The following is a 25,289-nucleotide window of genomic DNA, read 5'->3' on the forward strand; positions in this document are numbered from 1 at the left end:
CAAGTGGGGTTAAGGCGTGGGGGCAGATGCCATACTAGAGCCGATGGATAAGGGTCAATTGCGCAGCTGGGCTCGGGCTGTGCGGGCTAGGCTGGATATTCCCAGACTTTCCCGGCAGATCACCGCACATCTGGCGGGGTTTTTGCACCAGCAGGGGCTCGAGCAGGTTTTGCTGTACAGCGCTTTCGGTGACGAAATAGACCTCTCAGCCCTTCCAGAGCAGTACCCCGCTCACTACTACCTGCCCCGGGTAGACCGCTACGATCTCCGGATTCATCCGCTGCCCTGTCCGCTGGTTCTGCATCGCTACGGGTTTCTCGAGCCGGCCCCTGACGCCCCTCTCGCCGACCCCAGGGTTCTACAGGCCATCTTGGTTCCAGGGCTGCTCTTCGATCGCCAGGGCCACCGGTTGGGGTATGGCAAAGGCTTTTATGATCGCCTCTTGGCCCGGCTGGGGCCGAGGGTGGTGACGGTGGGGGTGGCGCCAGAAGCATTGGTGGCTGAGCGCCTTCCCACCGATCCCTGGGATATCCCTGTGGGCTACATCGCCAGTGAGGCGGGGGTTTGGCCCTCAACCCCTCAGGGGGCAGCGTAATACCAAAGGGCCGGATTGGTCGGTGTGCCGCGGATGCGGATCTCGAAGTGGGAATGGGGGCCGTTGGAGAGGCCGGTGTTCCCCGAAAGCCCGATCAGATCCCCTGCCTTGACCCGCTGACCCGGCTTGACCAAGATCTTGGAGAGATGCCAGAATCCGCTGCAGACCCCATCTCCGTGGTCTATGGTGACCCCATTGCCGCGCACGAAGAGCGCCTGAGCCAGTCCCACTACCCCGTCGGCCGGGGCCCGCACGGGAGTTCCCACCGGAACGCCGTAGTCAATGCCCTCGTGAAAGGAGTAGGTAGCGCCCTGGTCGTAGCTGCGGCGGGTACCGAAGGGATCGGTGATGCGGTTGGAGTTCACCGGTTTTTTCCAGTTGCCGCTCCACTGCTGGGGACGGTTCCAGTCGCAAGACCCCACCACCTTGGCCCGCTCGGCCCTCAGCGTATTGGGAACCAACAGGGCGGCTCGGTCGGGGGGGAGCTGTAGGATGAAGCGCCCAAAACTACCGGCCACCACCTGGATCTCCAGCCGAATTTCTTGGCCCTCCAATTCCACCGCGACGGGGTATATGCCCGGAGCCTGTAGGGCTGGAATCGGTAGCAGCACTCGGTTTTGCTGAATTGGATAGGTACTGCCCAAGAAGCGCACCTGTCCCGGCACGGCTTGGGTGGCGCTGAAGCGCAGTACCGCCACGTTGCCCTGCAGGGTTTGGCGGGGCCACTCGAGCGCCTCTATGGGGGTGGGTAGGTCGGTCCGGCGATTGACGGGAGGCGTTGGGGGTTGCCCACTGAGCCGGAGGGTCTGCCCTACGCGAAGCTGGTTGGGATTGGAGAGGTTGTTGAGGGCCTCCAGACGCTCCACGGTGGTGCCGTACTGCTGAGCAATCCTGTAGAGGGTCTCTCCAGGTTGGACCACGTGGGTACTTTGAGCCAGGGCCAAGGAGGTGGCCAGGATCAGCCCTATGGATGCACGCCGCATGGGGGTATGCTAACGGATTTCAATGAGGAAGGTCACGGAGCGGGAGCTGCCCTAGCTCAGGGCTATAACCGCTCGAGCAGCCAGGAGGGGACAATCCTATTGAACAGCGCATTGAGGGTGGTCCAGGTTCCGGAAAACAGCAGCACTCCGGTGACCAGCAGGGCCAGCCCCGAGACCACCTCAGCCCAGTGAGAGAAGCGGCCCGCTCGCTGCAGCACAGGCCGCACTCGGTCTGCGAACAAGGCCACCAGCAAAAAGGGAATGGCCAGCCCCAGGATGTAGGTCAGCACCAGCCCCACCCCGCCTCCGTTCACGGTTAGGCCGATAATTCCCCCCAGCACCGGGCCAATGCAGGGGGTCCACCCCAGACCGAGCACCACCCCCAGCACGAAGGCCCCCCAGGGGCGGCGGGTGTCCCCCTGATAGCGCAGGTTAACCCCTCGAGCCAGAAACGCGGGCCGCAACCCGAGCATATACAGCCCAAAGAGCACCAGGAACACCCCCCCTGCCCGGCTTAGCCAAGCCTGATTTTCCTTGAGCAGCGCTCCCAGCAGGGTGGCCGGTAGGCCAATCAGAATCAGGAAGACCAGCCCAAACCCCAGCACAAAGAACCCCGCGTTGAACAGGGGCCGCCCACGCTCACCGCCCAGGTAGAGCAGATAGGTGGGCACCAGCGGCAAAACGCAGGGGGATAAGAACGAGAGCAACCCAGCCACAAAGGCAGCAGTGAAGGTCAGGGTCATACAGTTACAGGGTACTCGAGCCTCGGGGGGACAATTCAGCCACCCCCTGGATTGCTTCCGGGGGCTGGGTCACGGTTTTCGGCGAACGAAGCTCAGCACAGCGAAATAGACCAGGCTGACCAATGCTCCTGCCACGAAACCCCCGAGCAGAGCATCCAGCCAGCCCCGCCCGCCCAGCCCCTCGACCAGGAAGCTGATCAACCAGAACCCGGCCCCTACCAGCAGGGCTTCGGCCAGCCGTAACCGCATCAACCCCCCTCGAGCAGGTCGGCCAGGTAGACCAGGGCCATCCGATACGACATCGGCCCGAACCCGGAGATGAGGCCTTTGGCAGCGGCGGCTGTGACGGAGTGGCGGCGAAACTCCTCCCGGGCGTGGAGGTTGGAGAGGTGTACTTCCACCACCGGCAGCGGCTGGGCGCGGATGGCGTCCAGCACGGCCACAGAGTAATGGGTCAGGGCGGCGGGGTTGAGGATGATGGCCTTAAACCCCTCCTCGGAGGCCCCTTGAATCCACTCAACCATCTGCCCCTCAAAGTTCGACTGGCGGCAGGCCACGCTAAATCCCAGCTCGGCCCCCCAGTCCTCGCACAGCTCCTCGAGCTCCTCGAGGGTGGTTTTGCCGTAAACTTCGGGCTCGCGCTTGCCCAAGCGGTTAAGGTTGGGACCATTGAGGATGAGGATCATTAGGTTACATCGTAAAGGGCTGGGAGCCAGCTAGCAAACCCACCCACCGCCAGAGGGGCGTGGTTAGAATCGGGGGGTGAATCGGTTGATCGAAGCCTCGAACCTGGGCAAGCGCTATGGCCTGGACTGGGTGTTTCGGGGCCTTGAGTTCCGCCTGAACCCAGGGGAGGTGGTGGCCCTGCTCGGCCCTAACGGGGCCGGGAAAACCACCTTGCTGCGGGTGCTGGCGGGATTGGTGCGCCCTACCCAAGGGAAGCTGTTGCGGCAGGGGCGGGTGGGGCTGCTGGCCAATCCCCCGGCCTTTCACCGGCACTTTAGCGGGGAGGAAAACCTGCGGTATGCCCTGCGGCTCGAGGGGTTGCCCATTCGGGCGGAGGCCCTGAAGGCCGCCCTCAAGGCGGTGGGGTTGTCCCAACGCAAGCCGGTGCTCTCGTACTCGAGCGGGATGAAGAAGCGCCTGGCCATCGCACGAATCCGCTTGCTGAAGCCGGACATCTGGCTGCTCGACGAGCCCGAGGCCGCCCTCGATGCACAGGGGCGGGAACTGCTCGAGGGGCTGGTGCAGGAGGCTCGAGGTCGGAACGGGGTGGTGATCGCGACCCACGACCGGGGCTGGCTTTCCCACTGCGACCGGGCCCTAGACCTGGGTGCCCTACAGAAGGCCGACCCAGACCGGCCCAGTTCTGCCGATGCAGCCCGAAACATCGGCTAGAGTGAGCCTGCTATGCGTAGCCTCTGGTTAGCCCTGCGCGATCTCACCCTGGAATTCCGGGGGCGGGCGGGGATTCTCTCGGTGGTGTTCTTTCTAGCGGTGATGCTCTTCATCCTTGGCCTGGCTTTTGGCCCCAATCCGCAGGATCTCCAGCGCGCCGCACCGGGGGTGTTTTGGGTGGCCCTGGCCTTTGCTGGGAGTCTCCTGGCTAGCCGGGCTTTCGGCCTCGAGATCGAAGATGGTACCCTGGATGATCTGCTGTTGACCTCGGGTTCTAGGGAGTGGATTTATCTGGGCAAGCTGGCCTTTCAGCTCGCGTTGCTGCTGGGGGTAGGGGTGCTGCTGCTCTTGATCACGGCGGGACTTTTTTATCTTCCCCTGGGCCCCTGGCCTTGGTATCTTCTGACTTTGGTGCTGGGTACGCTAGGCTACGCCGCGATTTCCACCTTCTACGCCGGGATGCTGGCCCGCTTGCGGGGGCGTGAGGTGCTCCTGCCCCTGCTGCTCTTCCCCCTGGTAGTGCCGGTGGTGCTCTCGGCGGTGCGGGCTACGGGCGATCTGGCCGGGGGGGTGCCTCCGGGGGAGGTGGCGGGTTGGTGGCAGCTGCTGGTGGTGTTTGATGTGGTCTATGTGGTGGCCTCGGGGCTGTTGTTTCCCTATGTGCTCGAGGGGTAAGCGGGGGGCCGGGGTCAGGGGGTTTGCCATCATGGTAAGGCGCTTTACTCGAGTCTCATCTGATTGCCTCATAATGACATGAAGATAGAGGAGACCGCATGCAACTGACGCGCTCGAGTGGTAAACGCGATGGCCTCACCCCGGCTTTGCTGGCCGGTGGTCTGTTGGGCTTGTTGGTGGGCTTTTACCTGGCCTTGAGTGCACCCCCCGATGTCAACCAGGGCTGGTTGGTACGCATCATGTACCTGCATGTCCCCATGGCCTGGCTGTGTTATCTGGCCATTTTTGGCACCCTGGGGTACTCGATCGCCTATTTGGTGCGCCGTAACCCCCGCTATGACCGGATGGCCGCGGCCAGCGCGGAGCTCGGGCTGTTGTTCTCCGCCCTTACCGTGCTCTCGGGGGCCTTATGGGGACGCCCGACCTGGGGGGTGTACTGGACTTGGGAACCGCGGCTGACCACCTTCGCCATCTTGATCGCGGTGTATGTGGGGTATTTTGTGGTTCGGAGCGCGATCGAAGACCCCGAACTGCGGGCCAACGCCAGTGCGGCCATTGGGATCCTGGGTTCTATCAATGTACCCATCAGCTACATGTCGGTGAAGTGGTGGCGCAGCCTGCACCAGACCCAAACCATTGACCTCACCACCGGTAAGGTCAACATGGAGCCCTCCATGCTGCTGGCCCTGATGGTTAACCTGCTGGCCTTCACCCTGCTGTACATCGCTTTTGTGCGCCTGCGCGGGATCATCGCCGAGCGCGAGGCGGAGAAGCTCGAGGCCCAACATGGATGAGGTTCTGCACAATCCGGCTAATCCCTTTGTGGTCTGGGTGTATTTGCTCACCTATGCCCTGATCTTCGGTTACTTGGGGTACTTGTTGTGGCGGAGGCGCGGATGAAGCCCAAACACATCTTCGGGATCGTTCTGGTCGTGGGCGCACTGGCCTACCTGATTTTTGGTGGGCTGAGCAGCAACTTGGTGTACTTCATCACCCCCAGTGAGTACTTTCAGAATGAGGCCAAGTACGCCAACCGTTCGGTACGGCTGGGGGGACTGGTCAAGGCGGGGACGGTTCGCTACAACAAGGACAACCTGCAGCTCAACTTCGTAGTGACCGACGGGGTGCGGGAGGTAGCGGTACGCTCGGTGGGCACGCCTCCAGCCTTGTTCAAAGAAAACCAGGGGGTGGTGGTGGAGGGAAAGTTCGCGGGCCAGGAGTTCCAGGGCACCAACCTGCTGGTCAAGCACTCCGAGGACTATCAGGCTCCCAAAACCGGCAACTACACCCCGGAGCAGATCAAGAAGATCATCCAGGAGACCAATTGATGGCTCGAGCTCCCTATAACCAGTGGCGTGCAGCTAGCTGCGCGGTTGGGAGGGGGCTGTGACCCCTGGCCTGCTGGGAACCCTTGCCCTCGCCGCTACGCTGCTGTTCTCGGTGCTTGGGCTGGGGCTTTCGGTACTGGCCGCGCTGCTCAGAGACCGGCGTTACCTCGAGGCCGCTCGCCGCTTTGCCCCCCTTTCCCTCATCGGGGCCTTGGCCGCGTTTGGAGCGCTGGAGTGGGCCTTGCTGACCAACGATTTCAGCGTGGCCTACGTGGCGGACAACCATTCCCTAGAAGACCCCCTTTGGGTCACCCTGGTTACCCCTTGGGCGGCGCTGGCCGGTTCGATTCTGCTCTGGGGCACCCTGCAAACCCTGTACACCTCCTTGGTCAGTGCCCGGGCTGGGCAGAGCTTGGATGTGTGGCGGGCCCCCATTGCGCTGGCCACCCTCTTCGCCATTCAGGTGTTTTTCTTCGGGGTGATGAGCCTGGTGGTACACCCTTTTGACCCCGTAGCCAACCCGCCCGCTGATGGGCGTGGTCCCAACCCGCTTTTGCAAAACCACTGGATGATGGCGGTGCATCCGGTCTTGATGTACCTGGGTTTCGTGGGGCTCAGCGTGCCCTTTGCTTATGCGGTCGCGGCGATGGTGGCCCGGCGCTATCAGAGCTGGATTTTTGAGACCCGCTGGTGGACGTTGGTGGCTTGGGGGTTTCTCACCGCGGCGATTTTTGCCGGCAAGTGGTGGAGCTATGAAATTTTGGGCTGGGGTGGCTACTGGGCCTGGGATCCGGTGGAAAACGCCAGCATCATCCCCTGGTTTTTGGCTACGGCCTTTTTGCACACCGCTCAGGTGCAAGAGCGCAAGGGGTTGTTCAAGGGTTGGAACTTCGCCTTCATCACCCTGGCCTTTGCCGCCACGGTATTTGGCACCTTCCTGACCCGCTCCGGGGTGATCCAATCGGTTCACGCTTTCGCGGATGGGCCGGTGGGAACGGTATTCCTGGGCTTCTTGTTGCTTACCCTGCTGGTGGGGTTTGGGCTGCTCTCTAAGGTGGGCTCGGAGTTGCGGGAGGCTGGAGAGGTGCGCTGGGTGAGCCGTGAGGGGGCCTTGCTGGCGGGGGCCTTGTTTTTTGGCACCTTTGCCTTTGTGGTGGTGCTGGGTACCTTGTGGCCGCTGGTGATCGAGGCGGTTCTGGGGGCGAAGGTCTCGGTGGGGGCGCCCTTCTTCAACCAGGTTTCGGTGCCCCTAGGGGTGTTCATGCTGCTCTTGATGGGGATTGGGCCGGTGCTGCCCTGGCGCCAAGCCACTTCCGAGGTGGTGCGCAACCTCATCGCGATGGGAAGCGCCTTGGGGGTGGGGGTGCTCATAGGGTTGCTCTTGTCGCTTACCCCTGGGGTTGCGCTGGCGATCGGATTGTTCGCGTATAACCTGACGGCGGTGGGGCTGATGGTGGGGCAGGGGATACGGGAGCGCTCGAGGGCGCTGGGGATCTCGAGGTTCCAGGCTTTTTTAGCCCTGGCCGGACAAAACCGGCGGCGCTTTGGCTCGCATCTGGTTCACCTGGGGATTGCCTTGGCGGCCCTGGCCATCGCGTTTAGCCAGACCTACCGCTTCACCGAACAAAAGACCTTGAACGTCGGCGGGACCTGGCAAACCCACGGCTTGGAGGCCCGCCTGCTTTCGGTAGGGGTGCGCCAGGAAGGCAACCGCGTGGCGGTGATCGCTCCGCTCGAGGTGCGGGCGCTAAACCGGGACGGTTGGGCCTCGAGCGGGCGCTACGAGACCCGGCTCAACTTTTACACCCAGATGGGCGGTCAGCCCATCGCCACCCCGGTGGTCAAATATTCCCCGTACAACGACTACTACTTCGTGCTGGAGGAGTTTGATCGGGAAAAAGGCAGCTGGGCCACCCTCAAGATCATCGTGACCCCAATGGTGCTTTGGCTGTGGATCGCGGGGGCGATCGTGGTGCTGGGTACGCTCTACATCTTGTGGCCGGGGACGGTTGGAGCCCCGGCGCGTTCGGCCTTGCCGCAAACCTAAATGAATATGCAGCGTTTCTTGTGGCCTTTGGTGATTGTGCTGGCGGTGGGCGCCCTATTTTTGTGGGGGCTGCGCCGCTCCAACCCCACCGCACTGCCCTCGGTGCTGGTGGGCAAGCCGGCCCCGGCCTTTACCCTACCGGTGCTACCCCCATATCAGGCCGAGTGGGGCCGTGAGCTCGAGCTGTCCGAGTTGGTCGGTAAGAAACCCATCCTGATCAACTTCTGGGCCAGTTGGTGTATTCCTTGTCAGCAGGAAGGCCCGGTCTTGAGCGCCTTCTGGCAGCAGAACAAGGACAAGATCATGGTGCTGGGCATCAACACCCAGGAGAGAAACCCCTCGGATGCGCTGAGCTTCATCCAGCAGTACGGCCTGGGGTTCCCCAGCGTGCAAGACAATGGGCGGATGTACATTGAGTACGGTACCTATGGCGTGCCCGAGACATTTTTAATCGACACCAGCGGCAAGGTGCGGCTGCGCCACGTGGGGCCGGTGAGCCAGGCTGACCTGGCCGCGATGCTCAAGCAGGGGGGCGGATGAGCCTTCGCCGGCCTGCCCTCCTGGGTTGGATGCTGGCCATTGGGTTGCTGGTGGGTCTGGCTTTTGCCCAGAACTCGAGCCCTCCGCCGGATCTCTCGAGCCGCGTGTATGACATCGCCCGTGAGCTGCGCTGCCCGGTGTGTCAGGGGGAGTCGGCAGCTGAGAGCAACGCCGATATCTCGGTGGAGATGCGCCGAATCATCGCGGAGCAACTGGCTCAGGGCAAGAGCGAAGCCCAGATCAAGGCCTATTTCGTCCAACGCTACGGGGACTGGATCCTCTATGATCCGCCCCGGCATGGGGCCACGCTGTGGATCTGGCTTTCGCCCCTGCTGGGTCTGGGCCTGCTGGGCTGGGTATTGTGGCGCTACCAGAGCCGTCTTCGGCAGCGGGCCCAGATGGCCTCTGCCGAGGTTCCCGAGGAGGAAATCCAGCGCCTCGAGGCCGAGCTGGAAGGCCCAAAGCCAAACACCGATCGTTGAATGAGGTTTTCATTTCATGACCATCGCTTACATCCTTCTTGGCGTGCTGGTTTTACTGGGCTTAGGCTATGGGCTACGGCCTTTCTGGGCCACCCCGATGCCGTTTCCGGAGAGCCCGCGCCCCTACGAACTGCAGGCCGAGATCGAGGTGCTCAAGGCCCAGGCCAAGGAGGCCGAAGGGCAGGAGCGCAAGCGGTTGTTGGCCCAGGCGGTGCGCCTCGAGCGTGAGCTGGCTGAGCTGGGCTCCCAAACCCCCTCGCTGCGCCGCCTGAGCCCGGGGGTGATCAGCGTGGTGGTGCTGGGTTTGGTGGTGCTGGGGGTGGGGCTGTGGCGCAGCACAGTGCCGCGCTTGCCTGGAGAGACCCTCATCACCAGCCGCAACGAGGCCCGCGAGTTGGCGGACCTCGAGGCCACCGCCAAACGCACCGGAAAGGCCGCGGACTGGCTGGCCTATGCCAACCGAGCCTATGACCTGCGGGACTTCGAGCGGGCGGTGCCGGCCTACATCAAAGCTGCCGAGCTTGACCCTAAAAACCCGGTGGTGCTGCGCCGCCTGGGCATTCTGCTGTTCATGGGGGGGCGTACCGCGCAGGCCATCCCAATCTTGGAGATCGCCACCAAAGCCCAACCCAATGAACCTGAGGGCTGGCTTTTCTTGGGCAACGCCTACTTCCAAAGCGCCAAGCCCCAAGAGGCCATCCGGGCTTGGGAGGGCTACTTAAAGGCTGGGGGCCAGGCCAAAGAGCGGGTGCAGGGCCTCATTGACACCGCTAGGGCCCAGCTGAACGCTGCGGCCTCGCCGGGGCAACAGGTCTACTTGCAAAACTGTGCTGCCTGCCACGGGGCCCAGGCCCAGGGGGGGATTGGGCCGGCCCTCAAGGGAAATCCCGTGCTCAAGGTGCCCGAAGCCGTGCGCGAAATTGTGACCAAGGGGCGGGGGCAGATGCCGGCGGTGCCGCTCGGCCCGCAGGAGTTGCAGGCCTTGTTGGAGTACTTGAAGGGGTTATGAAGCTCACCCGACGCGACTTTATCTGGATTGTGCCCAGCGCGGTTACCGCTGGATTCTTCGCCTGGCTGGGTTGGCGCACCGTCAACATCCAGCTTTTGAAAAAAGGGGTAGGGGAGCCGGTCTGGAAAGACGGCCCGAGGGTTTTGGTGGCGTCTCTGGCGGAGCTGGACGCCCCCTGGAAGTTTCGCTACTTTGGGTATCCTTTCCGAGGGGGAGAACTGCCGGCGGTGGTGTTTAGCTTGCCCCAAGCGGTCTCAGGCGGGTTGAGCGTGGGTGGGCAGCACTTCCTGGCACTCTCGAGGGTCTGCACCCACATGGGCTGTACGGTGAATTTTGTGGACAACCCCGAGCTCGGAGCGATCGCCTACAACCACCGCACCGATCACCCTTTTCTAGGCTGCCCCTGCCATTTTGGGGCCTATGAGCCCTTGCAGGCGGGGAAGGCTGTATATGGCCCTCCAGAGTACCCTTTGCCACGGCTGCGGCTCGAGCAGGTGGGCCCAGAGCTTTACGTCACCGGATACGAGATCCCGTTCCGACCCTTTGAGAAGGGCTAATCGCCGGGCTGAACCCGCACGAACCGGTCTTTGCCGCGCTGCAAGACCAGGGGCTGGTTCAGCGCGATCGGCTGGTTGGCGTCGCGAACCACCTCTCCGTTGACCCGCAGGCCTTTTTGCTCGGCTACGCGCCGGGCTTCGCTGTTGGAAGCGGTGAGCCCGGCCAGGGTAAAGAGCCGGGCCAGCGGTATCTGGCCGCCTTGGAGGTCGCGGTGGTTAATTGGGACCACCGGGATGTCCTCGGGAATACCGCCTTTGGCGATCGCATTGTAGCGGGCCTCGGCTTCTGCCACCAGCGAATCCCCTGGCAGGGCATCTTGCCCGGCGCTCTCGAGGCGATACCCCATCCCCTCGTAAACGCTGCGGTCGAGGCGGGGGGGGATTCGCGGCTGGCTGTAGGCTCCCGCCAGCAAGCGGGCCAGCACCCGGTGGGCCCCCACCATCCCACCCTTCTCCAGCACCCCTTGAATTTCCTCCGGGGTCAGGTCGGTGCACAGCTCGAAGTAGGTTTGGAGGTAGAGGTCTTCCACCTTCATCAGCTTGCGGTAGATCTCGCTGGGCTCCTCCGCGATGCCGATGTAGTTGTCGTAACTCTTCGACATCTTGCGCCCATCCCCCCCGACCAGCAGCGGCATGGTGAAGACCACCTGCTCCTCGAGCCCATAGGCCCGCTGGACCTCACGCCCGACCAACAGGTTGAACTTCTGGTCGGTGCCGCCCATCTCCACATCGGCCTGAATCGGAACCGAATCGTAGGCCTGAGCGAAGGGATACAAGAACTCGTGGATGCTGATGGGGATCCCGTTGGTGTAGCGGTTTTTGAAATCCTCGCGCTCGAGCATCTGGGCCACCGTGAGCTGGGAGGTGAGCCGGATGATCTCGGCAAAGCCCAGCTTCTCGAGCCACTCTGAGTTGTAACGCAGCTCGAAGCGCTGGGGGTCTTCGGTGATCAGGATTTTTCCGACCTGCTCGACATAACTCCGAGCGTTGGCCCGGGTTTCCTCGAGGGTTAGGGGGGGGCGGGTGGCGCTGCGCCCGGAGGGATCTCCGATCATTGCGGTGAAATCCCCGATGATGATAACGACCTTGTGGCCGAGCTCTTGGAATTGGCGCATCTTGCGCAGCACCACGGCATGGCCGATGTGGATATCCGGCCGGGTGGGGTCTAGCCCCAGCTTGACCTTGAGCCGGCGCCCGGACTCGAGCTTCTTGAAGAGTTCTTCGCGGGGGATGATATCTACCGCGCCTACCTGTAGGGCCTCGAGGGCCTTGGTTGCAGAAAGCGTCATCCAGGACAGTATACCCTTCCTGGACCCGTTCCCCTGCGGGGCTGCGGCCTTGATCGGGGGGCTTAATAAACCCCCAGGCTTTAACCCTGGGGCCCAACTTGACCTAGAATGGTTCGAACGGAGTTGGCGGTGGACTTGCAAAGCGCCCAGGCTATTGAGCTGATCCGCTCACGGATGCCCATCCATGAGCTGGTGGGGCGGTATGTGGCCTTGAAGCCCGCGGGAAAGGGGCGCTGGAAAGGCCTGTGCCCGTTTCACCAGGAGAAAACCCCCAGCTTCCAAGTGGACGAGACCAAGGGGTTGTGCTATTGCTTTGGCTGCAAGAATGGGGGAGATATCTTCGCCTTTTTGCAGAAGATCGAGGGGATCGAGTTCCGGGAGGCCCTCGAGCGCCTGGCCCAGGAGACCGGGGTCGAGCTTCCGCAGCACAAGGGCAAAACAGGGCCGCGCAAAGAGACCTTGCAGGTGCTCGAGTTGGCCCAGCAATACTTCCGCGAGCATCTCTCGGGGGAGGCCCTGGCTTACCTCCAGCGCCGGGGCTTGAGCGCGGCATCCGTGGAGCAGTTTGGCCTGGGCTATGCCCCACCGGGCTGGGATGGGCTGCTCAAGTTTCTCCACGCTCAGGGGATAAGCCCCCAGGAAGGGCTCGAGGCCGGCGTGCTGATGGAGCGGGAGGGGCGCTTCTTTGACCGCTTTCGCAACCGCATCACCTTTCCCATTCAGGACCCTCTTTCGCGTATTGTGGCCTTTACCGCGCGGGCTTTGTCGGCGGAGGATACCCCCAAGTACCTCAACTCTCCCGAGACCGCTCTGTTCAAGAAAAGCCTGCTCCTCTACGCCTATCCCCAGGCCCGGCAGGGCATTCGGGAGAGTGGCCGGGCCATTGTGGTAGAGGGGTTGTTTGACGCCATCGCCCTGCATCAGCTGGGGTTCCGCGAGGCAGTCGCGGTGCTTGGCAGCTCGCTCTCCTCGGAGCAGGCCCACCTCCTCAAGCGGGCCGAGGCCAGCCAACTCTACCTCTCCTTCGATGCCGATGAGGCCGGGCGGAAGGCCACCTTGCAGAGCCTGAACCTGGAGATCGCTCGAGGCTTTTTGGTCTATGCGGTCCTTCTGGAAGGCGGCAAGGATCCCGGCGAGCTGCTGCTGCTGCCCGACGGTCAGACGCATTACCAAAGGGCCCTCGAGGCGGCCCTTCCCGAGGTGGAGTACCGTTTTGAAATGGCGGCGGCGGGGCTGGATTTGCGCCGTGCAGAGCATAAGCAAAGGGTATTGGAGGCGCTCAAACCCCGGCTTCTGACCCACGAGCCCTTTGACCCGGTGGTGGAGCGGCTCAAGGCCAAGGTGCTGAGTGGGCTGGAACTCCCTGCCCGAGTGCTCGAGGACTACTTGGCTCGAGGCCGTCAGGAATCCCGCCGGGGCCCGCTTCGCCCTGACCCCAGGCTGGCGGTGGGGCTGGCTCGCCCCGACCTGACCGAGAAGCGCTTGCTGCGGGAGTTGGACGTGATCGCTCTCCTGTACGGGGTGGCCGAGGAGGAGTTCGTGGGGTGGTGCCGCTACGTGGAGGACCATACCTGGCCGCCGGAGGGCACGCTGCTGGCCGAGTTCATGAGCGCTGCCCGGAGCGAACAGGGCAAAAATCGGGTGCTCAAGCACTTTGAAGCCCGAGGAGAGGGGGCCCGGCTGATCGATGTGCTGATGAAGAGCCCGACCTTCGAGCCGGCGAACCTTGAGGCCCACCTGACCACCGCGATGGCCCGGCTGCGGGAGGTTTACTACGAGCTGCGCCTAGACAAGCTTAAGGCCAAGCTCAAGACCGAGCCCTCTGTGGATTTATTGCGGGAGATTTCCGAAACACAAAAGGCTATCGAGGCTGAACGGCGAATTTACAAGCGCTAAGGGGACTCCTATTATTGCGGGGATGCGCCTCAACCTGCCCGAAAGGTCCCTCCTCCACCTGGCCCTGCTGTGGGCTGTGCTGGGTGCCTTGGCGACTGTGGCAGTGCTGCCCTATACCCTGGCCCTTTATCCCGCTCGAGCCGCCCAGCTTCCACCCCTGGGCATTCTGGTTCTGGCCTCTGTAGCCCAGAGCTTTGTGCTGTTGCTGGGGCTTTCCTGGCTTGGGTTGCGCCTGGGTAGGCCCCTGGGGCTGGACTCCCCTTTGGTCCGGGCCTGGCTCGAGCGGCAACCGCCTTCACAGCCCCCCTCTACGCTGGTTCGTGCCGGGGTGGCGGGACTGATGATTGGCGGGGGATTGTTGCTGTTGGATCGCCTATTCGCCCCATTGCTGCCCCCTTTGGCCGGGCTCACGCTGCCCACAGTGGCCTTATGGAAGCGCTTGCTGGCCTCAGGGTATGGGGGTATTACCGAAGAGCTGTTGCTGCGCCTGTTCCTGATGACCCTCCTGGCCTGGCTGTTGAGGCGGAGCTTTGTTCGTCGCCAGGACTTGACGCCGCCTTGGGTGTTCTGGGCGGCCATCCTGCTGGCCGCGCTGCTATTTGGGGCCGCTCACCTGCCCGCGGCTTCTACCCTTTGGCCGCTCACCGCTGGGGTGGTAGTGCGCACCTTAGCCCTTAATGCGCTCGCTGGGGTGGGCTTCGGTTACCTCTACTGGAAGAGGGGCCTCGAGCACGCCATGCTGGCCCACTTTTGCGCCGACCTCGTGCTGCATGGAGTGGGCGGCAGTTGAGCTGAGCCTACTTGAGCCCAAGCTGAGCCAGAAAGGCCAGCAGGGTCTCGCGTTGGCGGTAGGACTCCTTGAACTGCCCCTGCACCGGATATCCGCGGGCCTGCAACCCCAGCCGCTCAGCGAAGATCAGCGCCCGAGGTAGATGGGGTTCATCGGTGACGATCAGGATGGGGTGCTTTCCCACTACCGAAAGCAGGTTCTCGAGGTTCTCCCAGGTGTTCCGGCTGCGGCTTTCGCAGTAGAGCGCCGACCTCGGTACCCCCCGCTCCATCAGATAACGGCAGCCTACCTGGCCTTCGCTGTAGGCATCGCCGGGAGAGCGCCCACCGGTGGTGGCAATGCGCCGGGCCTTGCCCTCACGATATAGCCGTAAGGCCGCCTCGAGCCGGTTCTTGAGGATGGGTGAGGGGTGACCGTTGTACTGCGCCGCCCCCAAAACCACGATCCACTCCGCTTTGAGCGGTCCAGACTGGGCTTTGGCCTGCGAAAGGGCCAGGGGCTGCAGGTGCTCCAAGGCGCGGCTCACTGTCCCCGGAAAGGCCAAAAGCAGCGCCCCAAAGATAAACATTGCCACAAGCCAGCGCATGACCCGCTTCAGTCTACACCGCCAGGTAGGGGCGCAGCGCCTGCAACAGCTCAGCGGGATGCGCGTGGCGGGGCACAAAGTTCGTGTTGTCCGGGGTGGCGAGGAACACCGCGTGGACCCCGGCGGCTCGAGCCGCGCTGAGGTCGGCCAGGGAATCCCCGACGTAGACAGCTTGTTGGGGCGAGAGGCCGAAGTGCGCCAAGGCCCGTAGGATGAGGTCGGGGGCGGGTTTGGGCCGGGCATCCTCGCGGGTGAGAATCAGGGGAAACCATAGGCGGTGGCGCCGAAGCACCACCTCCACCGAGTCGCGGTGGTTGTTGGTGAGGAGGGCCAGATGCAGGTTTTGGCGCCTCAGTTCGCCCAGCAGCTCGAGGATGCCCTCACGCAGCTCAGAGGTGGCGGAGAGTTCGCGCTCTAGAGCCTGAAACTCCTCGAGAATGGCCCGTTGCTCCCTTGGCGGGCGGGCCTGGATCCCCTCGATGACCAGTTGGTCTAACGGCAGGCCGTGCTTGGCCTTGAAAAGAGGGAGTGGGTGGGGGTGTCGGGGTTGAAGCAGGGTGTCGTCCATATCGAAGAACACCCCGCGCAGAGAGGCGGGCCTGGGCGTGTGAGCTGGATCAAGGTGGGCTGACACAGTGAATGCTATACTAACCCTCGAGTTGAGACTTCGACACGCCCTCCAGACCGTGAACCCAGCGGTGGAGGGCGTGTGTGCTTTGTCCGACTCGGTGATCGCTTAGTGGAGACCATTTTTGGACGTACCCAGGGGCTTAAGCCCAGCGAAAAAAAGCGTCTGGTCAACCTGTACAACCGCCGTGTGGGAGCCAACCGCGTGCTGACCTTAGAGCTGGCCCGCACCCTGGCGGGGTTGTCGGGAGAACTGGGGAAGCCCATTGCCCTGCTTTTGGACCGGGCGGGTCGGGTGTTGCGGGTGGCGATAGGGGATGCCAAGGAGGTTCCCGTGCCCCAGAGCGCGCTGGTCCAGACCCGGCTCTCGGGATACCGCCTGCTGCACACCCACCTGGGGGCTGGGGGGCTTTCACGCTCGGACCTCTCGGTATTGTTCCTGAACCGCTTGGATGCGCTGGCGGCCCTCGAGGTCGAGGATGGGCACCCGGGCCAGCTGCATCTGGCGCTGTTGTCTCCTCCCAAGGCCGATGAGGAGGACTGGCAGATCCTCCCGTCCAAATCCTATCTGGACTACCTCGACTGGGATGTCTCGGCGGCAGTCTCGGCCCTAGAGGAAGAGCTCTCGAGACAGGCCAAGGTTTTGGATGTCAAGGACGGCTCCGGGGAACGCGCGGTGCTGGTGGGGATAGATCAGGGTGAGGGCCCCCAAGCCGAGATGGACCTGGCTGAGCTCAGCGAGCTGGCCCGGACGGCGGGGGCGGTGGTCGCCCACCGGGAACTGGTGTTCCGGCCTACGCTGGACAACCGCTATGCCGTGGGACGGGGCAAGGTCGAGGAGATTTTGAGCCAGGCCTATCACCAGAATGCCGGCACGCTGATCTTCGGCATTGAACTGACCCCGGCCCAGGCCCGTGAGCTCGAGGCGGTGACCGGGCTCAAGGTGCTGGATCGTACCCAGCTCATTCTGGATATCTTTGCCCAGCATGCCCGTACCCCTGAGGCCAAGGTTCAAGTTGAGCTGGCCCAGCTCAAGTACCTGTTGCCCCGCTTGGTGGGGCAGGGCAAGGAACTGTCCCGATTGGGCGGTGGGATCGGCACCCGGGGGCCGGGGGAGACCAAGCTCGAGCAAGACCGTCGCCGCCTGCAAGACCGCATCGCTGAGCTGACCCGAAAGCTCTCCGGGATCGCCGCTCGCCGCTTTGAGGCCCGGCGGCAGCGGGAAAGAACCGGGGTTCCAACGGTGGGTGTGGTAGGGTATACCAATGCCGGTAAGACCACCTTAATGCAGGCCCTGGCCAAGGCCGGCGACCCAGGCGAGAATAAGCTTTTTGCAACCTTGCGCCCGCTGACTCGGCGGGGGTTTCTGGGCGAGATTGGCGAGGTGCTCTACACCGACACGGTGGGATTCATCCGCCACATGCCAGACGAGCTGATCGAGGCGTTCCGTTCGACCCTGGAAGAGCTGCGCCATGCCGATGTTCTGCTGCATGTGCTGGACGCCTCGCAGGAGGGGGCGCTCGAGCGCCATGCCGTGGTTGAGGGGCTGCTGGGGGAACTGGGGGTGGAGGTGCCCCGCATTTTGGTGCTCTCCAAAGCGGATCGGGCCGGGGGGTACGACCTCGAGTTCGTGCGGGAACGCTTGGGAGGGATCGCGGTTTCCGCCCTGAAGGGAGAGGGGTTGCCTGAGCTTAAAGCGGCCCTGGCGGAGGCCTTGTTGGCCCAAGGGATCAAACCCGCGCCCTGGACTGCCTATGTGCATCCAGGGCCCGTATCCAGCTATACCGCCTCGGGAGACTAGGCCCAGCCGATCAGGGTATGGTCAAAAACCCCTGTGCTGCAGGGGGGCTCGCGTAGAATGGGGCCCGTGAACCCTGAGAAACTGCGCGACGAAGACCTGCGGTTAGCCCAGCTGCTCGAGCAGGCCCTGAGCCAAGCCCAAACCCATGGAGGGCCGGTTTCCCTCCTGGAGGAGGCCCTGCGCCTTGCCCAAGAACGCAACCTGCTGTTGCTCAAATCCCGCAGCACCCTACTGGATGAGGTCACACCGGGGGAATTGGACGAGCTGACCCATCTGCCCAATGCCAAGGCGTTCAGCACTGCGCTCGAGCGGGCTCTGGCAGAGGAGGGGGACTTCTCGGTGGTCTTCTTCTCCATAGACCAGTTTGATCAGCTCTCGAACCTGTTTTCAGCGGCTTTAGCCGATGAGGTGGTGCTGCGGGTAGCCGGGCTGGTGACCCGGGCTTTGCGGCGGGGGGATGTGGCCGGTCGGCTGGAGGATGGGTCCTTTGGCCTCATCCTACGGGGAGCTACGGGCGACCGGGCCTTTGGGGTATGCGAGCGATTGCGGATGGCGGTGTTCAAGCAGGACTGGAACACCCTCCATCCCGGCCTCAAGGTCACCCTCAGCCTGGGACATACCGGTCGGAGTGGGCATCGCTCGGCCTCAGAGGTACTGGCTCGAGCCCGGCTGCTTCAGGCTGAAGCCTCGAGCTCCGGCCAGAACCAGACCTTTCCGGGATCGTACTACTAAAAGCGCAGGCTTCACCGGCTGGGGCTGAGCTGTCCTGCCGCTAATTGGCCAAACTGGGTTTAGCTCATACAATCCCTGAGTGGAGCCTCGAGCCCTTGTTGCCATCCTCATCACCCTTTTGCCCTGGTCCTCGGTCTATCCAATCATCAAAAATGCCCTCAGCGACTTCAGCCCGGTACACCTGGTGCTGCTGCGCTTTTTGGTGGCTTCAGCGGCCCTGGCGGTTTATGCGGTAGTCACACGGATACCCCTTCCTGCTTGGCGCGACTGGGGATGGCTGCTGGGGCTGGGGTTTCTGGGCATCAGCGTATACCACACCGCCCTCACCACCGGGTTGCAAAACGTGGCCTCGGGGCCCGCGGCCATTCTGATCGCTTGTGGGCCGGTATTCGTGGCCCTGATGGCCTATATATTTCAGCGTGAGCGCCTCACGCACATGGGCTGGCTGGGGATTGCCATCGCATTTGTGGGGGTTGGGCTGATTGCGATCGGCAATCATCCGGGGACCTTCCGTTTGGAGCCGGGCGCCCTGCTGATCTTGCTGGCCGCGCTCTCCACCTCGATTTACTTCGTATTTCAACGGACCTTGGTCCGCCGGTATGGCGCCCTGCGGTTTACGGTTTACTCCATTTGGGCGGGAACCCTACCCCTGCTGGTGTTTCTGCCGGGGCTTTACGGGGAGCTCTCGAGGGCCTCGGCGGCCTCGGTGGGGAGCGTAATATACCTGGGCCTTCTGCCCAGCGCCCTGGCCTACATGACCTGGAATTACGCCCTCTCGATTGCCCCGGCCAGCCGAGTGGCCAGTTTTCTATATGTCTCTCCGATCTTCTCCTACCTGCTGGCCTTCTTTTTGCGCGGCGAAATCCCCACCCTGCTGGCTGTGGTGGGTGGGGGGATCGCCTTGGTGGGCGTGATTGTGCTGAACACCCTGGGCCGAGGGCCCAAGCAAAGTGTAAAGGCCTAGGCGGTTGGAGCTTGATCGTCGGCGCTGGGGACGCCTTTGGGCATCACCCCACCGATGATCATCCCCAGCACATCGTCGTGGGTTACGTCTTTGGTGTTGACCGTACCCACTACCGCTCCGTTTTTCATCACCGTTAGTCGGTCGGAGAGGTCAAATACGTCATGCAGGTCATGGCTGATTAGGAAAATCCCCACCCCCTCGCTCTTGAGTGCTTTGATCAGCTCGCCTACTTTGCGGGTCTCTTCCGGGCCCAAGGCCGCGGTGGGCTCATCCATGATGAGGCACTTGGCTTTGAAATAGATGGCCCGGCCAATGGCAACGCTCTGGCGCTGCCCACCCGACATGTTTTGCACCGGAACCCGCAGGCTGGGAATGCGGATGCGCAGACGATCCAGCACGTTCCGGGCCTCGAGCTCCATGGTGTCTTCGTCCAGCGCCACCCCGCGCACCTTTTCCCGGCCCAGAAACACGTTGGCCACGGCATCTAGGTTGTCGGCCAGGGCCAGGTTTTGATAGATGGTTTCGATGCCATAGCGCTGAGAATCTTGGGGGGTCTTGACCTGGACTTCCTGCCCCTCTACGAAAATCTGCCCACTGTCGGCCTGGTAGGCTCCAGAGAGCACCTTGATCAGCGTGGATTTCCCTGCGCCGTTGTGCCCTAAGAGCCCCAGCACCTCGCCTGGGTAGAGGTTTACGCTCACGTCCTTGAGGGCCTGGTTGCCGCCAAAGCGCAGGCTGATGTGCTTCATCTCGATCAAAGGGGTCATCGGCTCCCCTTTCTGCGGTTGGTGATGGTGTTCCAAAGCACCGCCACCAACAAGACGATCCCAACATAGATGTTTTGCTGTTCGGTGGGTACCCCCACCAGTCCTAGGCCGTTGACCAGACTGCTGATGAGCAGCGAGCCCAAGGCAGCTCCCAGGATGGTGCCGCTGCCACCGGAGAGCACTGTTCCCCCGATCACCGCACCGGCAATCACGGTGAGCTCGAGGTTCATGCCCAAGCCAGGGGTAGCGGCATTGAGCCTTGCCGCCTGGACTGCTGCTGCGAGCGCGGTGAGGAATCCCATCAGCATGAAGATATAGACCAGCATTCGCTTGACGTTGATCCCTGCCAGGAGGGCGGCTTCAGGGTTTCCCCCAATGGCGTAAATGTAGCGGCCAAAGCGAGTGCTACGGCTCATCCAGTGCAGAAACCCCAAAACCACAACGGCGATCAACACCGGCACCGAAATTCCTGCGGGAACCGGGGGGTTGGTACCGGGAATTGGGTAGTCGTTCATAACCTTGACGAACCCAAAGACGATCAACAGGGTAATTCCCGTCACCAATACCTCGGCCCACACCGGACGCACCGCAAAGCCGTTTCTCTGACGGCGGGCCCGCCCCAGGAGGGTTTGCCAGATGATCAATAGGGCCGCGATCCCTCCGAACACCCAGGTCCAGAACCCGCCGATGGAACCGTTGTTGCCCCCCCCTAGAATTTGGAAGGTAGGGTCTAAGGGGGAGATGGTGATATTGGAGACGGAGAAGGTGGCATTGCGGAAGATCAGCAGCCCAGCCAGGGTGACCACAAAAGCAGGAACCCCCCAGTAGGCGGTCAGGTAACCGTTGAAGGCTCCAATCAGTACCCCTACCCCCAGCCCCACCAACAGGGCCAGTTCCCAGGGCCAGCCCTTACCTGAAAGGGCATGAGATTGTAGGACCGCCATGATCATGGCGGTAAAACCCAAAACGCTGCCGACCGAGAGGTCAATTTGCCGGGCCACGATCACCAGCACCATTCCGCCCACCATAATCCCCACTACGGCCGTCTGCACCGCCAAGAACCACAGGTTGCGGGGGGAAAGAAAGGTGCCTTCGCTCCAGATCTGGAAACCGATCCACACGATCACCAGCGCCAGCAGCATGGTCAGCAGTTGGAGGTCTACCCCCAAGCTCTCTAAGAGCGAGCGACGCGGCGCGGAGGGGGTTGTGGGTGCGTTTTGCATGGTTGGTCTCAAAGCACTCCTCAATGACTCGATGATGAAGGCTTAGGGCCGATGCTGGGGTAGGGTAGAGCGGATTCAGCTCGAGGGCTTTCCTTGATGAAGCAATACAGGTGAACACGCATGGGTACGTGCTCACCTGTAGGCGTAGCTTAGGTTATTTGCAGACGGGAACCTTGGCTGGATCCACGCCTTTGCAGAGCACGTCCTTGCTGATCCAACCAGCATCCAGCACGATGTTGAGGTTGCTGCGGGTAATTCCGATGGGCTTCAGCAGGGTGGCGTGCATAGGCACCTTTTTAGGGCCGTCCTTGAAGATTTGGGTACCCTTGATACCGCTGAGGGGAGTACCCTTGGCCAGCTCAATGGCGATCTCGCCAGCGGCCTTGCCCAAGGCCCGGGCATCCTTCCAGACGCTCACGGTTTGGGTGCCCAAGGCGACGCGGTTGAGCGCAGCTTTGTCTCCGTCCTGGCCCGATACTGCCACCTTGCCATCGAGCTTGACCGCGGTCAGGGCTGCCACCACACCTCCGGCCATGCCGTCGTTGGAGCTCATCACCGCGTCCACCTTATTGTTGAGCTTGGTCAGGATCTGCTCCATGTTGCGCTGGGCATTTTCCGGTTTCCAACCCTCGGTGGACTGTACCGCTCCAACGGTAATCTTGCCGCTCTTGATGGAGGGCTCGAGCACCTCACGCTGCCCGCCATAGACGAATTCAGCGTTGGGATCGCCGGGGTCCCCCTTGATGAAGACGTAAACCCCGCTGGGCTTGACCTTGAGCACGTCTCGAGCCATGATCCGACCCACCTCGACGTTGTCAAAGGTCAGGTAGTAAGCGTAAGGATCTTCAATCAGACGATCGTATCCGATTACCGGAATCTTGGCCGCCTTGGCCGCTTCAATGGCTGGGCCGATGGCGTCCTTGTCGTGAGCTAGGATAATTAATGCGTTGGCTCCCTTAGAGATCAGGGTGTTGACATCGTTGAGCTGCTTCTCGGTGCTACCTTGGGCGTCGGTGCTGATGTACTCGGCTCCACCGGCGGCCAGCGCAGCCTTGATTGCGGCCTCATCGGTTTTCCAGCGCTCTTCCTGGAAGTTGTCCCAGCTCACCCCTACGATGATCTTTTTCTGGGCCTGGGTGGGCTGGAATAACCCCAATCCAATGAGGGTCACGGTGGCGACCAAAGCCGCGGCTTTAACGATTGGCTTCATGCGTCCTCCTCCAAAACACAGCTGAGCCGAAACTTCTAAAATCGCTCTACCCTTCTTTATTCGACTCGCCATGAAAATACCGTACCCCTGGATTCTCGTCAATGCCCTATAGGTCTGATGAGGATGGGAATTTGGGCTACTTGGAGGGGGTTCCTATCTTGGCCGGGAGGATTCCTTGGCTGCGGGTTAGCCACAGGTACTGATCGGCCGGCGTGGTTTGCCAGTCGCTCCAGACCCCATCTGGCCATAGAATGCGAACTTTGGCCGAGGCCATATCCCCCAGACCAAAGTGCGTGAACCCAAGGCTGCCGCTGGCGTGACCCCCACCGATGGTGAGCTCACGGCGCAGGACACGATCTCCGAGCTGAACCTCGAGCCACCCCCCGATGGCATCCCGATTGGGGCCTGGCTGCTGCGGACGCACAGCCAACCAATGCCCCATGGCTTTAGGGCTCTCGGCGCTTCCAGCCCCCACGTTGCGCCAGAGCTGGGCTTTGTCCATCCGGTTTACCACCACCACATCCAAAAGCCCGTCTCCGTTGAGGTCTACGAGGGCTGCCCCACGCCCCCGCAGAAAGCTGGCCAGCCCAGCCTTGTCCCCCGCTTCCTGGAAGCTCCCATCGGGCTTTCCCAGCAGGAGGTTGTTGGGGTCTTTGGTGGCTGCATCTTTCATGAAGCCCACGTTGCCCTTAGCGATGAACAGGTCGATCCAGCCGTCGTTGTTGAAATCTTCGAATTGCGCGTGCCAGGCGGTGGAGATGTGCACATCGCCGCCGGTGTAAGGCCGGTGGGCAGTCGCCCCTAGCTTGAAGGCGAGATCCCTGTAGGTAGGCCCTTGGCTTCCATCTTGCAGGGCCTGCAGCTTGTTATCGCCCATGCTGCTGAGGAAGTAGACCGGATAGCCGTTGCCGCTAAGGTCATAGCTGGCGATGCCCATCCCCCAGATCTGTAGGCGCTTCCAGCCCTCGCTTTCGCTGTAGAGCCGCGGAGGCTGGCCTGGGGTGATTTGCCAAAGCTGTTCCTGTCCCCCCCGGTAGTACTCACGATCGTTGCTGATGCGCAGGCTGGGGATGCCCGAGCGGTTCCAGTCGCTGAAGAGCATCGAGAGGCTGCAGTAACTGGGCCTGAGGGGGATGGGTGGGGCAAACCCCTGGCCTGAGCTCGAGGGCCGGTACAGCAGGTTATCGGTGCAGCTCCCCCAGGGAAACGCGCTGTCGCGCTGAACATAGGTTCCAATGGCCAGCGTGGGCCAGCTTTGTCCGCGTTCCCAAGTGGCGGAGAGGGCGGTGCTCCAGTTTTTGTTGCTTTGGAAGCCCCAGGCTTTATTGGCGGGCTGAAACCTGCACCCCCCCAGCCCACGCATCAGCAGGTCTTCTCCCGCCCGCAGGAGTACCAGATCGGTGATGCCGTCCCCATCGAGATCTATGGGATAGGCTCCGCTGACCTGGGGCAGCTCGAGGCCTGAGGTTTGCTCCCGGAACTCCAAAGCTCCTCCCACCCGGCTCACATTGCGGTAGAACTTGGCCTTGTTGTCGCCGCCAGAGAGCAGCAGATCGGGGAGGCCGTCGTCATTGCAGTCGAAAGCCGCCACCCCGCCCCCCACCACGTAGTCGCCATCGTAGCGGCTGTTAATCCCGGAGGTCTCGGTCTCCTCAACGAATCGAGGAACCGCAACCTGGGCCAGGCCCCAGCCCAGCAGCAAACAGAAGCCTGAGAGCGTCACTTTCCAGCTTGAGTGCATCAGCGCCATCATAGTTCAGACCTGAGAGCTGGGGAAGTCTGGACAAGGGAATGTTTTGACTTAGACTGACCTCATGCAAAAGCAAGTTTTCTGGCTGGGACTTGGACTGTTTGTGGCCTGGATGGGTGTATCGCTGGCCCAGGCCAAAAGCTGGATTGCAACCCCTTCCCCGGCGCTCGAGCGCTCCCTTTCCCAGCTGCCCCAAACCCCCTACACCCCTCTGGAATGGGCCACCCTGGACGAGCTGGAGCGGCTAGAGCTGCTGGCCGTACAAACGCAGATGCTGAACCCGCCCCGTACCGCCAGAGCCCTAGCCCTGCTTTCGGTGGCCGCCAACGACACTTTGGCGGCGTTGGCCCAGCGGCCTGGGGCCGATGCCAATGTGGCGGTAGCCGCGGCCGCTCGAGAGGTCATGCTGTACCTGCACCCGACCTTCCCCAACTTCAAAGATGCCGTGCGGGGAGCAGCGCGAGACTTCTACCAGGCCGCCGCACAGGCCGGAGCCAGCCCTCAGAGCCTCCTGGCCTCGAGCGAGACTGGGCGCCAGATCGGGATGCAGGTTGTGGCCTTTGCCCGTAAGGATGGGGCCAACCGCCAGGTTATCCCTGAATACCCCAAGGCTGCTCCGGGAGTCTGGGAGCTCACCTTAGGGTACACCGCGGTTGAGCCGGGCTGGGGGAATTTGGTGCCCATCGGTATCTCCAATGCTCAACTGGCCCGGGCTACCCCCCCTCCCGCCTGGGATTCCCCTGAGTTTGCCCAGGACCGCGCGGCGTTCTGGCAGAAGCAGCAACAGCTAACCGATCGGGACAAGGCCATTGCGGATAAATGGGCTGGGGACGGGGGGACGGTCACCCCGGCGGGGCTGTGGCAGGAGGCGGTGGTGGCGATGCTCAAGGATCGTCAGGTCGGCGCGGAGGGAGCCGTGGCCGTACTAACCCCCCTCAACATCGCCATGCACAACGCCTTTATTGCCTGCTGGCGGGACAAATTCGCCTACTATGTGGCGCGCCCCAACCAGTGGGTGAAGACCCTGGACCCAAAATGGGCTCCTTACCTGCGCACCCCCAAGTTCCCCGCCTATCCGTCCGGGCACTCCACCATCAGTGGGGCCGCGGCCACGGTGCTCTCCGCCTTGCTACCCGATGCGGCGGCCACGTTTGCGGCCATGGCTAAAGAGGCCAGCGACTCGAGGATCGGGGCCGGAATCCATTGGTTCCTCGACGGCTCCGGGGGCCTGGATCTGGGGGAGCGGGTGGGGCAGCAGGTGCTCGAGGCCGGCGGTGTAGTCCATGCGGGAAACTAG

27 protein-coding genes are annotated in these 25,289 nt (G+C 62.6%); 16 read left to right on the forward strand and 11 right to left on the reverse strand.

Annotation, left to right across the window (positions count from 1 at the left end):
* Positions 1 to 43 precede the first annotated feature (43 nt).
* Positions 44 to 595 (forward strand): 5-formyltetrahydrofolate cyclo-ligase, encoded by a 552-nt coding sequence (locus Mgrana_RS09385; RefSeq protein WP_119357348.1) that lies wholly within the window; start codon positions 44 to 46, stop codon positions 593 to 595.
* Here the strand turns inward: Mgrana_RS09385 and Mgrana_RS09390 are convergent.
* The 4 genes from Mgrana_RS09390 to aroQ form a co-directional block, all read right to left on the reverse strand.
* On the reverse strand, positions 580 to 1,578 hold the full coding sequence (locus tag Mgrana_RS09390) for a LysM peptidoglycan-binding domain-containing M23 family metallopeptidase (RefSeq protein WP_119357349.1): 999 nt from the start codon (positions 1,576 to 1,578) through the stop codon (positions 580 to 582). The genes Mgrana_RS09385 and Mgrana_RS09390 overlap by 16 nt on opposite strands.
* Before the next feature lie 62 nt (positions 1,579 to 1,640).
* Positions 1,641 to 2,321 (reverse strand): cytochrome c biogenesis CcdA family protein, encoded by a 681-nt coding sequence (locus Mgrana_RS09395; protein ID WP_119357350.1) that lies wholly within the window; start codon positions 2,319 to 2,321, stop codon positions 1,641 to 1,643.
* 69 nt (positions 2,322 to 2,390) lie between these two features.
* Positions 2,391 to 2,570, reverse strand: coding sequence for a hypothetical protein (locus Mgrana_RS09400; RefSeq protein ID WP_119357351.1), 180 nt, complete (start codon positions 2,568 to 2,570; stop codon positions 2,391 to 2,393).
* Positions 2,570 to 3,007 (reverse strand): type II 3-dehydroquinate dehydratase, encoded by a 438-nt coding sequence (gene aroQ, locus Mgrana_RS09405; protein ID WP_119357352.1) that lies wholly within the window; start codon positions 3,005 to 3,007, stop codon positions 2,570 to 2,572. Before aroQ ends, Mgrana_RS09400 begins: the two co-directional genes overlap by 1 nt.
* Positions 3,008 to 3,083: 76 nt before the next feature.
* Between aroQ and Mgrana_RS09410 the strand changes: the two genes are divergently transcribed.
* From Mgrana_RS09410 to Mgrana_RS09450, 9 genes are all read left to right on the forward strand, one after another.
* The gene (locus Mgrana_RS09410) at positions 3,084 to 3,719 is read left to right on the forward strand and encodes an ABC transporter ATP-binding protein (protein ID WP_186813089.1); all 636 of its coding nucleotides are present in this window, start codon (positions 3,084 to 3,086) and stop codon (positions 3,717 to 3,719) included.
* Positions 3,720 to 3,731: 12 nt separating this feature from the next.
* Positions 3,732 to 4,394 carry a heme exporter protein CcmB gene (locus Mgrana_RS09415; RefSeq protein ID WP_119357353.1) on the forward strand — a complete coding sequence of 221 codons (663 nt, stop codon included), beginning with the start codon at positions 3,732 to 3,734 and terminating at the stop codon, positions 4,392 to 4,394.
* 98 nt (positions 4,395 to 4,492) lie between these two features.
* Positions 4,493 to 5,188, forward strand: a complete 696-nt coding sequence (ccsA, locus tag Mgrana_RS09420) for a cytochrome c biogenesis protein CcsA (RefSeq protein WP_119357354.1) — start codon at positions 4,493 to 4,495, stop codon at positions 5,186 to 5,188.
* 102 nt (positions 5,189 to 5,290) lie between these two features.
* Entirely contained in the window at positions 5,291 to 5,722 is a 432-nt protein-coding gene (gene ccmE, locus Mgrana_RS09425) for a cytochrome c maturation protein CcmE (protein WP_119357355.1), read from the forward strand.
* Positions 5,723 to 5,780: 58 nt separating this feature from the next.
* Positions 5,781 to 7,769: a heme lyase CcmF/NrfE family subunit gene (locus tag Mgrana_RS09430; protein ID WP_119357356.1), complete on the forward strand. Its 1,989-nt coding sequence runs from the start codon at positions 5,781 to 5,783 to the stop codon at positions 7,767 to 7,769.
* 6 nt (positions 7,770 to 7,775) lie between these two features.
* A complete protein-coding gene (locus tag Mgrana_RS09435; protein WP_119357383.1) occupies positions 7,776 to 8,309 on the forward strand; it encodes a TlpA family protein disulfide reductase in 534 nt (177 codons plus the stop codon).
* Positions 8,306 to 8,791, forward strand: coding sequence for a cytochrome c-type biogenesis protein (locus Mgrana_RS09440; protein WP_119357357.1), 486 nt, complete (start codon positions 8,306 to 8,308; stop codon positions 8,789 to 8,791). Before Mgrana_RS09435 ends, Mgrana_RS09440 begins: the two co-directional genes overlap by 4 nt.
* Before the next feature lie 16 nt (positions 8,792 to 8,807).
* Complete coding sequence (locus Mgrana_RS09445) at positions 8,808 to 9,800, forward strand: c-type cytochrome (RefSeq protein ID WP_119357358.1); 993 nt, start codon at positions 8,808 to 8,810, stop codon at positions 9,798 to 9,800.
* Positions 9,797 to 10,357, forward strand: coding sequence for a QcrA and Rieske domain-containing protein (locus Mgrana_RS09450; RefSeq protein ID WP_119357359.1), 561 nt, complete (start codon positions 9,797 to 9,799; stop codon positions 10,355 to 10,357). The genes Mgrana_RS09445 and Mgrana_RS09450 overlap by 4 nt, the downstream gene beginning before the upstream one ends.
* Here Mgrana_RS09450 and tyrS read toward each other — a convergent pair.
* Complete coding sequence (gene tyrS, locus Mgrana_RS09455; protein WP_119357360.1) at positions 10,354 to 11,646, reverse strand: tyrosine--tRNA ligase; 1,293 nt, start codon at positions 11,644 to 11,646, stop codon at positions 10,354 to 10,356. The two genes, Mgrana_RS09450 and tyrS, sit on opposite strands and share 4 nt — an antisense overlap.
* A gap of 108 nt (positions 11,647 to 11,754) precedes the next feature.
* Here tyrS and dnaG point away from each other — a divergent pair, with 108 nt between their 5' ends.
* Together dnaG and Mgrana_RS09465 are read left to right on the forward strand one after the other, a co-directional pair.
* Positions 11,755 to 13,542, forward strand: a complete 1,788-nt coding sequence (gene dnaG, locus Mgrana_RS09460) for a DNA primase (protein ID WP_240631305.1) — start codon at positions 11,755 to 11,757, stop codon at positions 13,540 to 13,542.
* Between the two features lie 22 nt (positions 13,543 to 13,564).
* Positions 13,565 to 14,332, forward strand: coding sequence for a CPBP family glutamic-type intramembrane protease (locus Mgrana_RS09465; RefSeq protein WP_119357361.1), 768 nt, complete (start codon positions 13,565 to 13,567; stop codon positions 14,330 to 14,332).
* 7 nt (positions 14,333 to 14,339) lie between these two features.
* Here Mgrana_RS09465 and Mgrana_RS09470 read toward each other — a convergent pair whose 3' ends face one another.
* Both Mgrana_RS09470 and Mgrana_RS09475 read right to left on the reverse strand, forming a co-directional pair.
* Positions 14,340 to 14,918, reverse strand: a complete 579-nt coding sequence (locus Mgrana_RS09470) for a YdcF family protein (RefSeq protein ID WP_240631306.1) — start codon at positions 14,916 to 14,918, stop codon at positions 14,340 to 14,342.
* Positions 14,919 to 14,931: 13 nt separating this feature from the next.
* Positions 14,932 to 15,552, reverse strand: coding sequence for an HAD family hydrolase (locus Mgrana_RS09475; protein ID WP_240631307.1), 621 nt, complete (start codon positions 15,550 to 15,552; stop codon positions 14,932 to 14,934).
* Between the two features lie 105 nt (positions 15,553 to 15,657).
* On the opposite strand from Mgrana_RS09475, the gene hflX reads away from it, so the two are divergent.
* The 3 genes from hflX to Mgrana_RS09490 all read left to right on the forward strand — a co-directional run bounded on the left by hflX (position 15,658) and on the right by Mgrana_RS09490 (position 19,042).
* Positions 15,658 to 17,346, forward strand: a complete 1,689-nt coding sequence (gene hflX / locus Mgrana_RS09480; RefSeq protein ID WP_119357362.1) for a GTPase HflX — start codon at positions 15,658 to 15,660, stop codon at positions 17,344 to 17,346.
* A 57-nt stretch (positions 17,347 to 17,403) separates the two neighbouring features.
* A complete protein-coding gene (locus Mgrana_RS09485; protein WP_240631308.1) occupies positions 17,404 to 18,078 on the forward strand; it encodes a GGDEF domain-containing protein in 675 nt (224 codons plus the stop codon).
* Positions 18,079 to 18,157: 79 nt separating this feature from the next.
* Positions 18,158 to 19,042: a DMT family transporter gene (locus Mgrana_RS09490; protein WP_119357363.1), complete on the forward strand. Its 885-nt coding sequence runs from the start codon at positions 18,158 to 18,160 to the stop codon at positions 19,040 to 19,042.
* On the opposite strand, the gene Mgrana_RS09495 is transcribed toward Mgrana_RS09490, so the two are convergent.
* The 4 genes from Mgrana_RS09495 to Mgrana_RS09510 all read right to left on the reverse strand — a co-directional run bounded on the left by Mgrana_RS09495 (position 19,039) and on the right by Mgrana_RS09510 (position 23,983).
* Entirely contained in the window at positions 19,039 to 19,809 is a 771-nt protein-coding gene (locus Mgrana_RS09495; protein ID WP_119357364.1) for an ATP-binding cassette domain-containing protein, read from the reverse strand. The genes Mgrana_RS09490 and Mgrana_RS09495 overlap by 4 nt on opposite strands.
* On the reverse strand, positions 19,806 to 21,032 hold the full coding sequence (locus Mgrana_RS09500; protein ID WP_119357365.1) for a sugar ABC transporter permease: 1,227 nt from the start codon (positions 21,030 to 21,032) through the stop codon (positions 19,806 to 19,808). Before Mgrana_RS09500 ends, Mgrana_RS09495 begins: the two co-directional genes overlap by 4 nt.
* Positions 21,033 to 21,186: 154 nt before the next feature.
* A complete protein-coding gene (locus Mgrana_RS09505; RefSeq protein ID WP_119357366.1) occupies positions 21,187 to 22,242 on the reverse strand; it encodes a substrate-binding domain-containing protein in 1,056 nt (351 codons plus the stop codon).
* A 136-nt stretch (positions 22,243 to 22,378) separates the two neighbouring features.
* A complete protein-coding gene (locus Mgrana_RS09510; RefSeq protein WP_119357388.1) occupies positions 22,379 to 23,983 on the reverse strand; it encodes a CRTAC1 family protein in 1,605 nt (534 codons plus the stop codon).
* Positions 23,984 to 24,056: 73 nt separating this feature from the next.
* Between Mgrana_RS09510 and Mgrana_RS09515 the strand changes: the two genes are divergently transcribed.
* Positions 24,057 to 25,289, forward strand: coding sequence for a vanadium-dependent haloperoxidase (locus Mgrana_RS09515; protein WP_240631309.1), 1,233 nt, complete (start codon positions 24,057 to 24,059; stop codon positions 25,287 to 25,289).

Origin of the sequence: Meiothermus granaticius NBRC 107808, assembly GCF_003574355.1 — a bacterium.
Classification (GTDB): domain Bacteria; phylum Deinococcota; class Deinococci; order Deinococcales; family Thermaceae; genus Meiothermus; species Meiothermus granaticius.

Coding starts and splice junctions, on each gene's coding strand:
- Mgrana_RS09395 (WP_119357350.1), bottom strand. CDS start 2,321: ATGACCCTGACCTTCACTGCTGCCTTTGTGGCTGGGTTGCTCTCGTTC.
- Mgrana_RS09400 (WP_119357351.1), bottom strand. CDS start 2,570: ATGCGGTTACGGCTGGCCGAAGCCCTGCTGGTAGGGGCCGGGTTCTGG.
- Mgrana_RS09495 (WP_119357364.1), bottom strand. CDS start 19,809: ATGACCCCTTTGATCGAGATGAAGCACATCAGCCTGCGCTTTGGCGGC.
- Mgrana_RS09515 (WP_240631309.1), top strand. CDS start 24,057: ATGCAAAAGCAAGTTTTCTGGCTGGGACTTGGACTGTTTGTGGCCTGG.
- Mgrana_RS09500 (WP_119357365.1), bottom strand. CDS start 21,032: ATGCAAAACGCACCCACAACCCCCTCCGCGCCGCGTCGCTCGCTCTTA.
- Mgrana_RS09415 (WP_119357353.1), top strand. CDS start 3,732: ATGCGTAGCCTCTGGTTAGCCCTGCGCGATCTCACCCTGGAATTCCGG.
- Mgrana_RS09450 (WP_119357359.1), top strand. CDS start 9,797: ATGAAGCTCACCCGACGCGACTTTATCTGGATTGTGCCCAGCGCGGTT.
- Mgrana_RS09465 (WP_119357361.1), top strand. CDS start 13,565: ATGCGCCTCAACCTGCCCGAAAGGTCCCTCCTCCACCTGGCCCTGCTG.
- ccmE (WP_119357355.1), top strand. CDS start 5,291: ATGAAGCCCAAACACATCTTCGGGATCGTTCTGGTCGTGGGCGCACTG.
- Mgrana_RS09390 (WP_119357349.1), bottom strand. CDS start 1,578: ATGCGGCGTGCATCCATAGGGCTGATCCTGGCCACCTCCTTGGCCCTG.
- Mgrana_RS09385 (WP_119357348.1), top strand. CDS start 44: ATGGATAAGGGTCAATTGCGCAGCTGGGCTCGGGCTGTGCGGGCTAGG.
- Mgrana_RS09470 (WP_240631306.1), bottom strand. CDS start 14,918: ATGCGCTGGCTTGTGGCAATGTTTATCTTTGGGGCGCTGCTTTTGGCC.
- tyrS (WP_119357360.1), bottom strand. CDS start 11,646: ATGACGCTTTCTGCAACCAAGGCCCTCGAGGCCCTACAGGTAGGCGCG.
- Mgrana_RS09485 (WP_240631308.1), top strand. CDS start 17,404: ATGGGGCCCGTGAACCCTGAGAAACTGCGCGACGAAGACCTGCGGTTA.
- ccsA (WP_119357354.1), top strand. CDS start 4,493: ATGCAACTGACGCGCTCGAGTGGTAAACGCGATGGCCTCACCCCGGCT.
- Mgrana_RS09505 (WP_119357366.1), bottom strand. CDS start 22,242: ATGAAGCCAATCGTTAAAGCCGCGGCTTTGGTCGCCACCGTGACCCTC.
- aroQ (WP_119357352.1), bottom strand. CDS start 3,007: ATGATCCTCATCCTCAATGGTCCCAACCTTAACCGCTTGGGCAAGCGC.
- dnaG (WP_240631305.1), top strand. CDS start 11,755: ATGGTTCGAACGGAGTTGGCGGTGGACTTGCAAAGCGCCCAGGCTATT.
- Mgrana_RS09510 (WP_119357388.1), bottom strand. CDS start 23,983: ATGCACTCAAGCTGGAAAGTGACGCTCTCAGGCTTCTGTTTGCTGCTG.
- Mgrana_RS09440 (WP_119357357.1), top strand. CDS start 8,306: ATGAGCCTTCGCCGGCCTGCCCTCCTGGGTTGGATGCTGGCCATTGGG.
- Mgrana_RS09445 (WP_119357358.1), top strand. CDS start 8,808: ATGACCATCGCTTACATCCTTCTTGGCGTGCTGGTTTTACTGGGCTTA.
- Mgrana_RS09435 (WP_119357383.1), top strand. CDS start 7,776: ATGCAGCGTTTCTTGTGGCCTTTGGTGATTGTGCTGGCGGTGGGCGCC.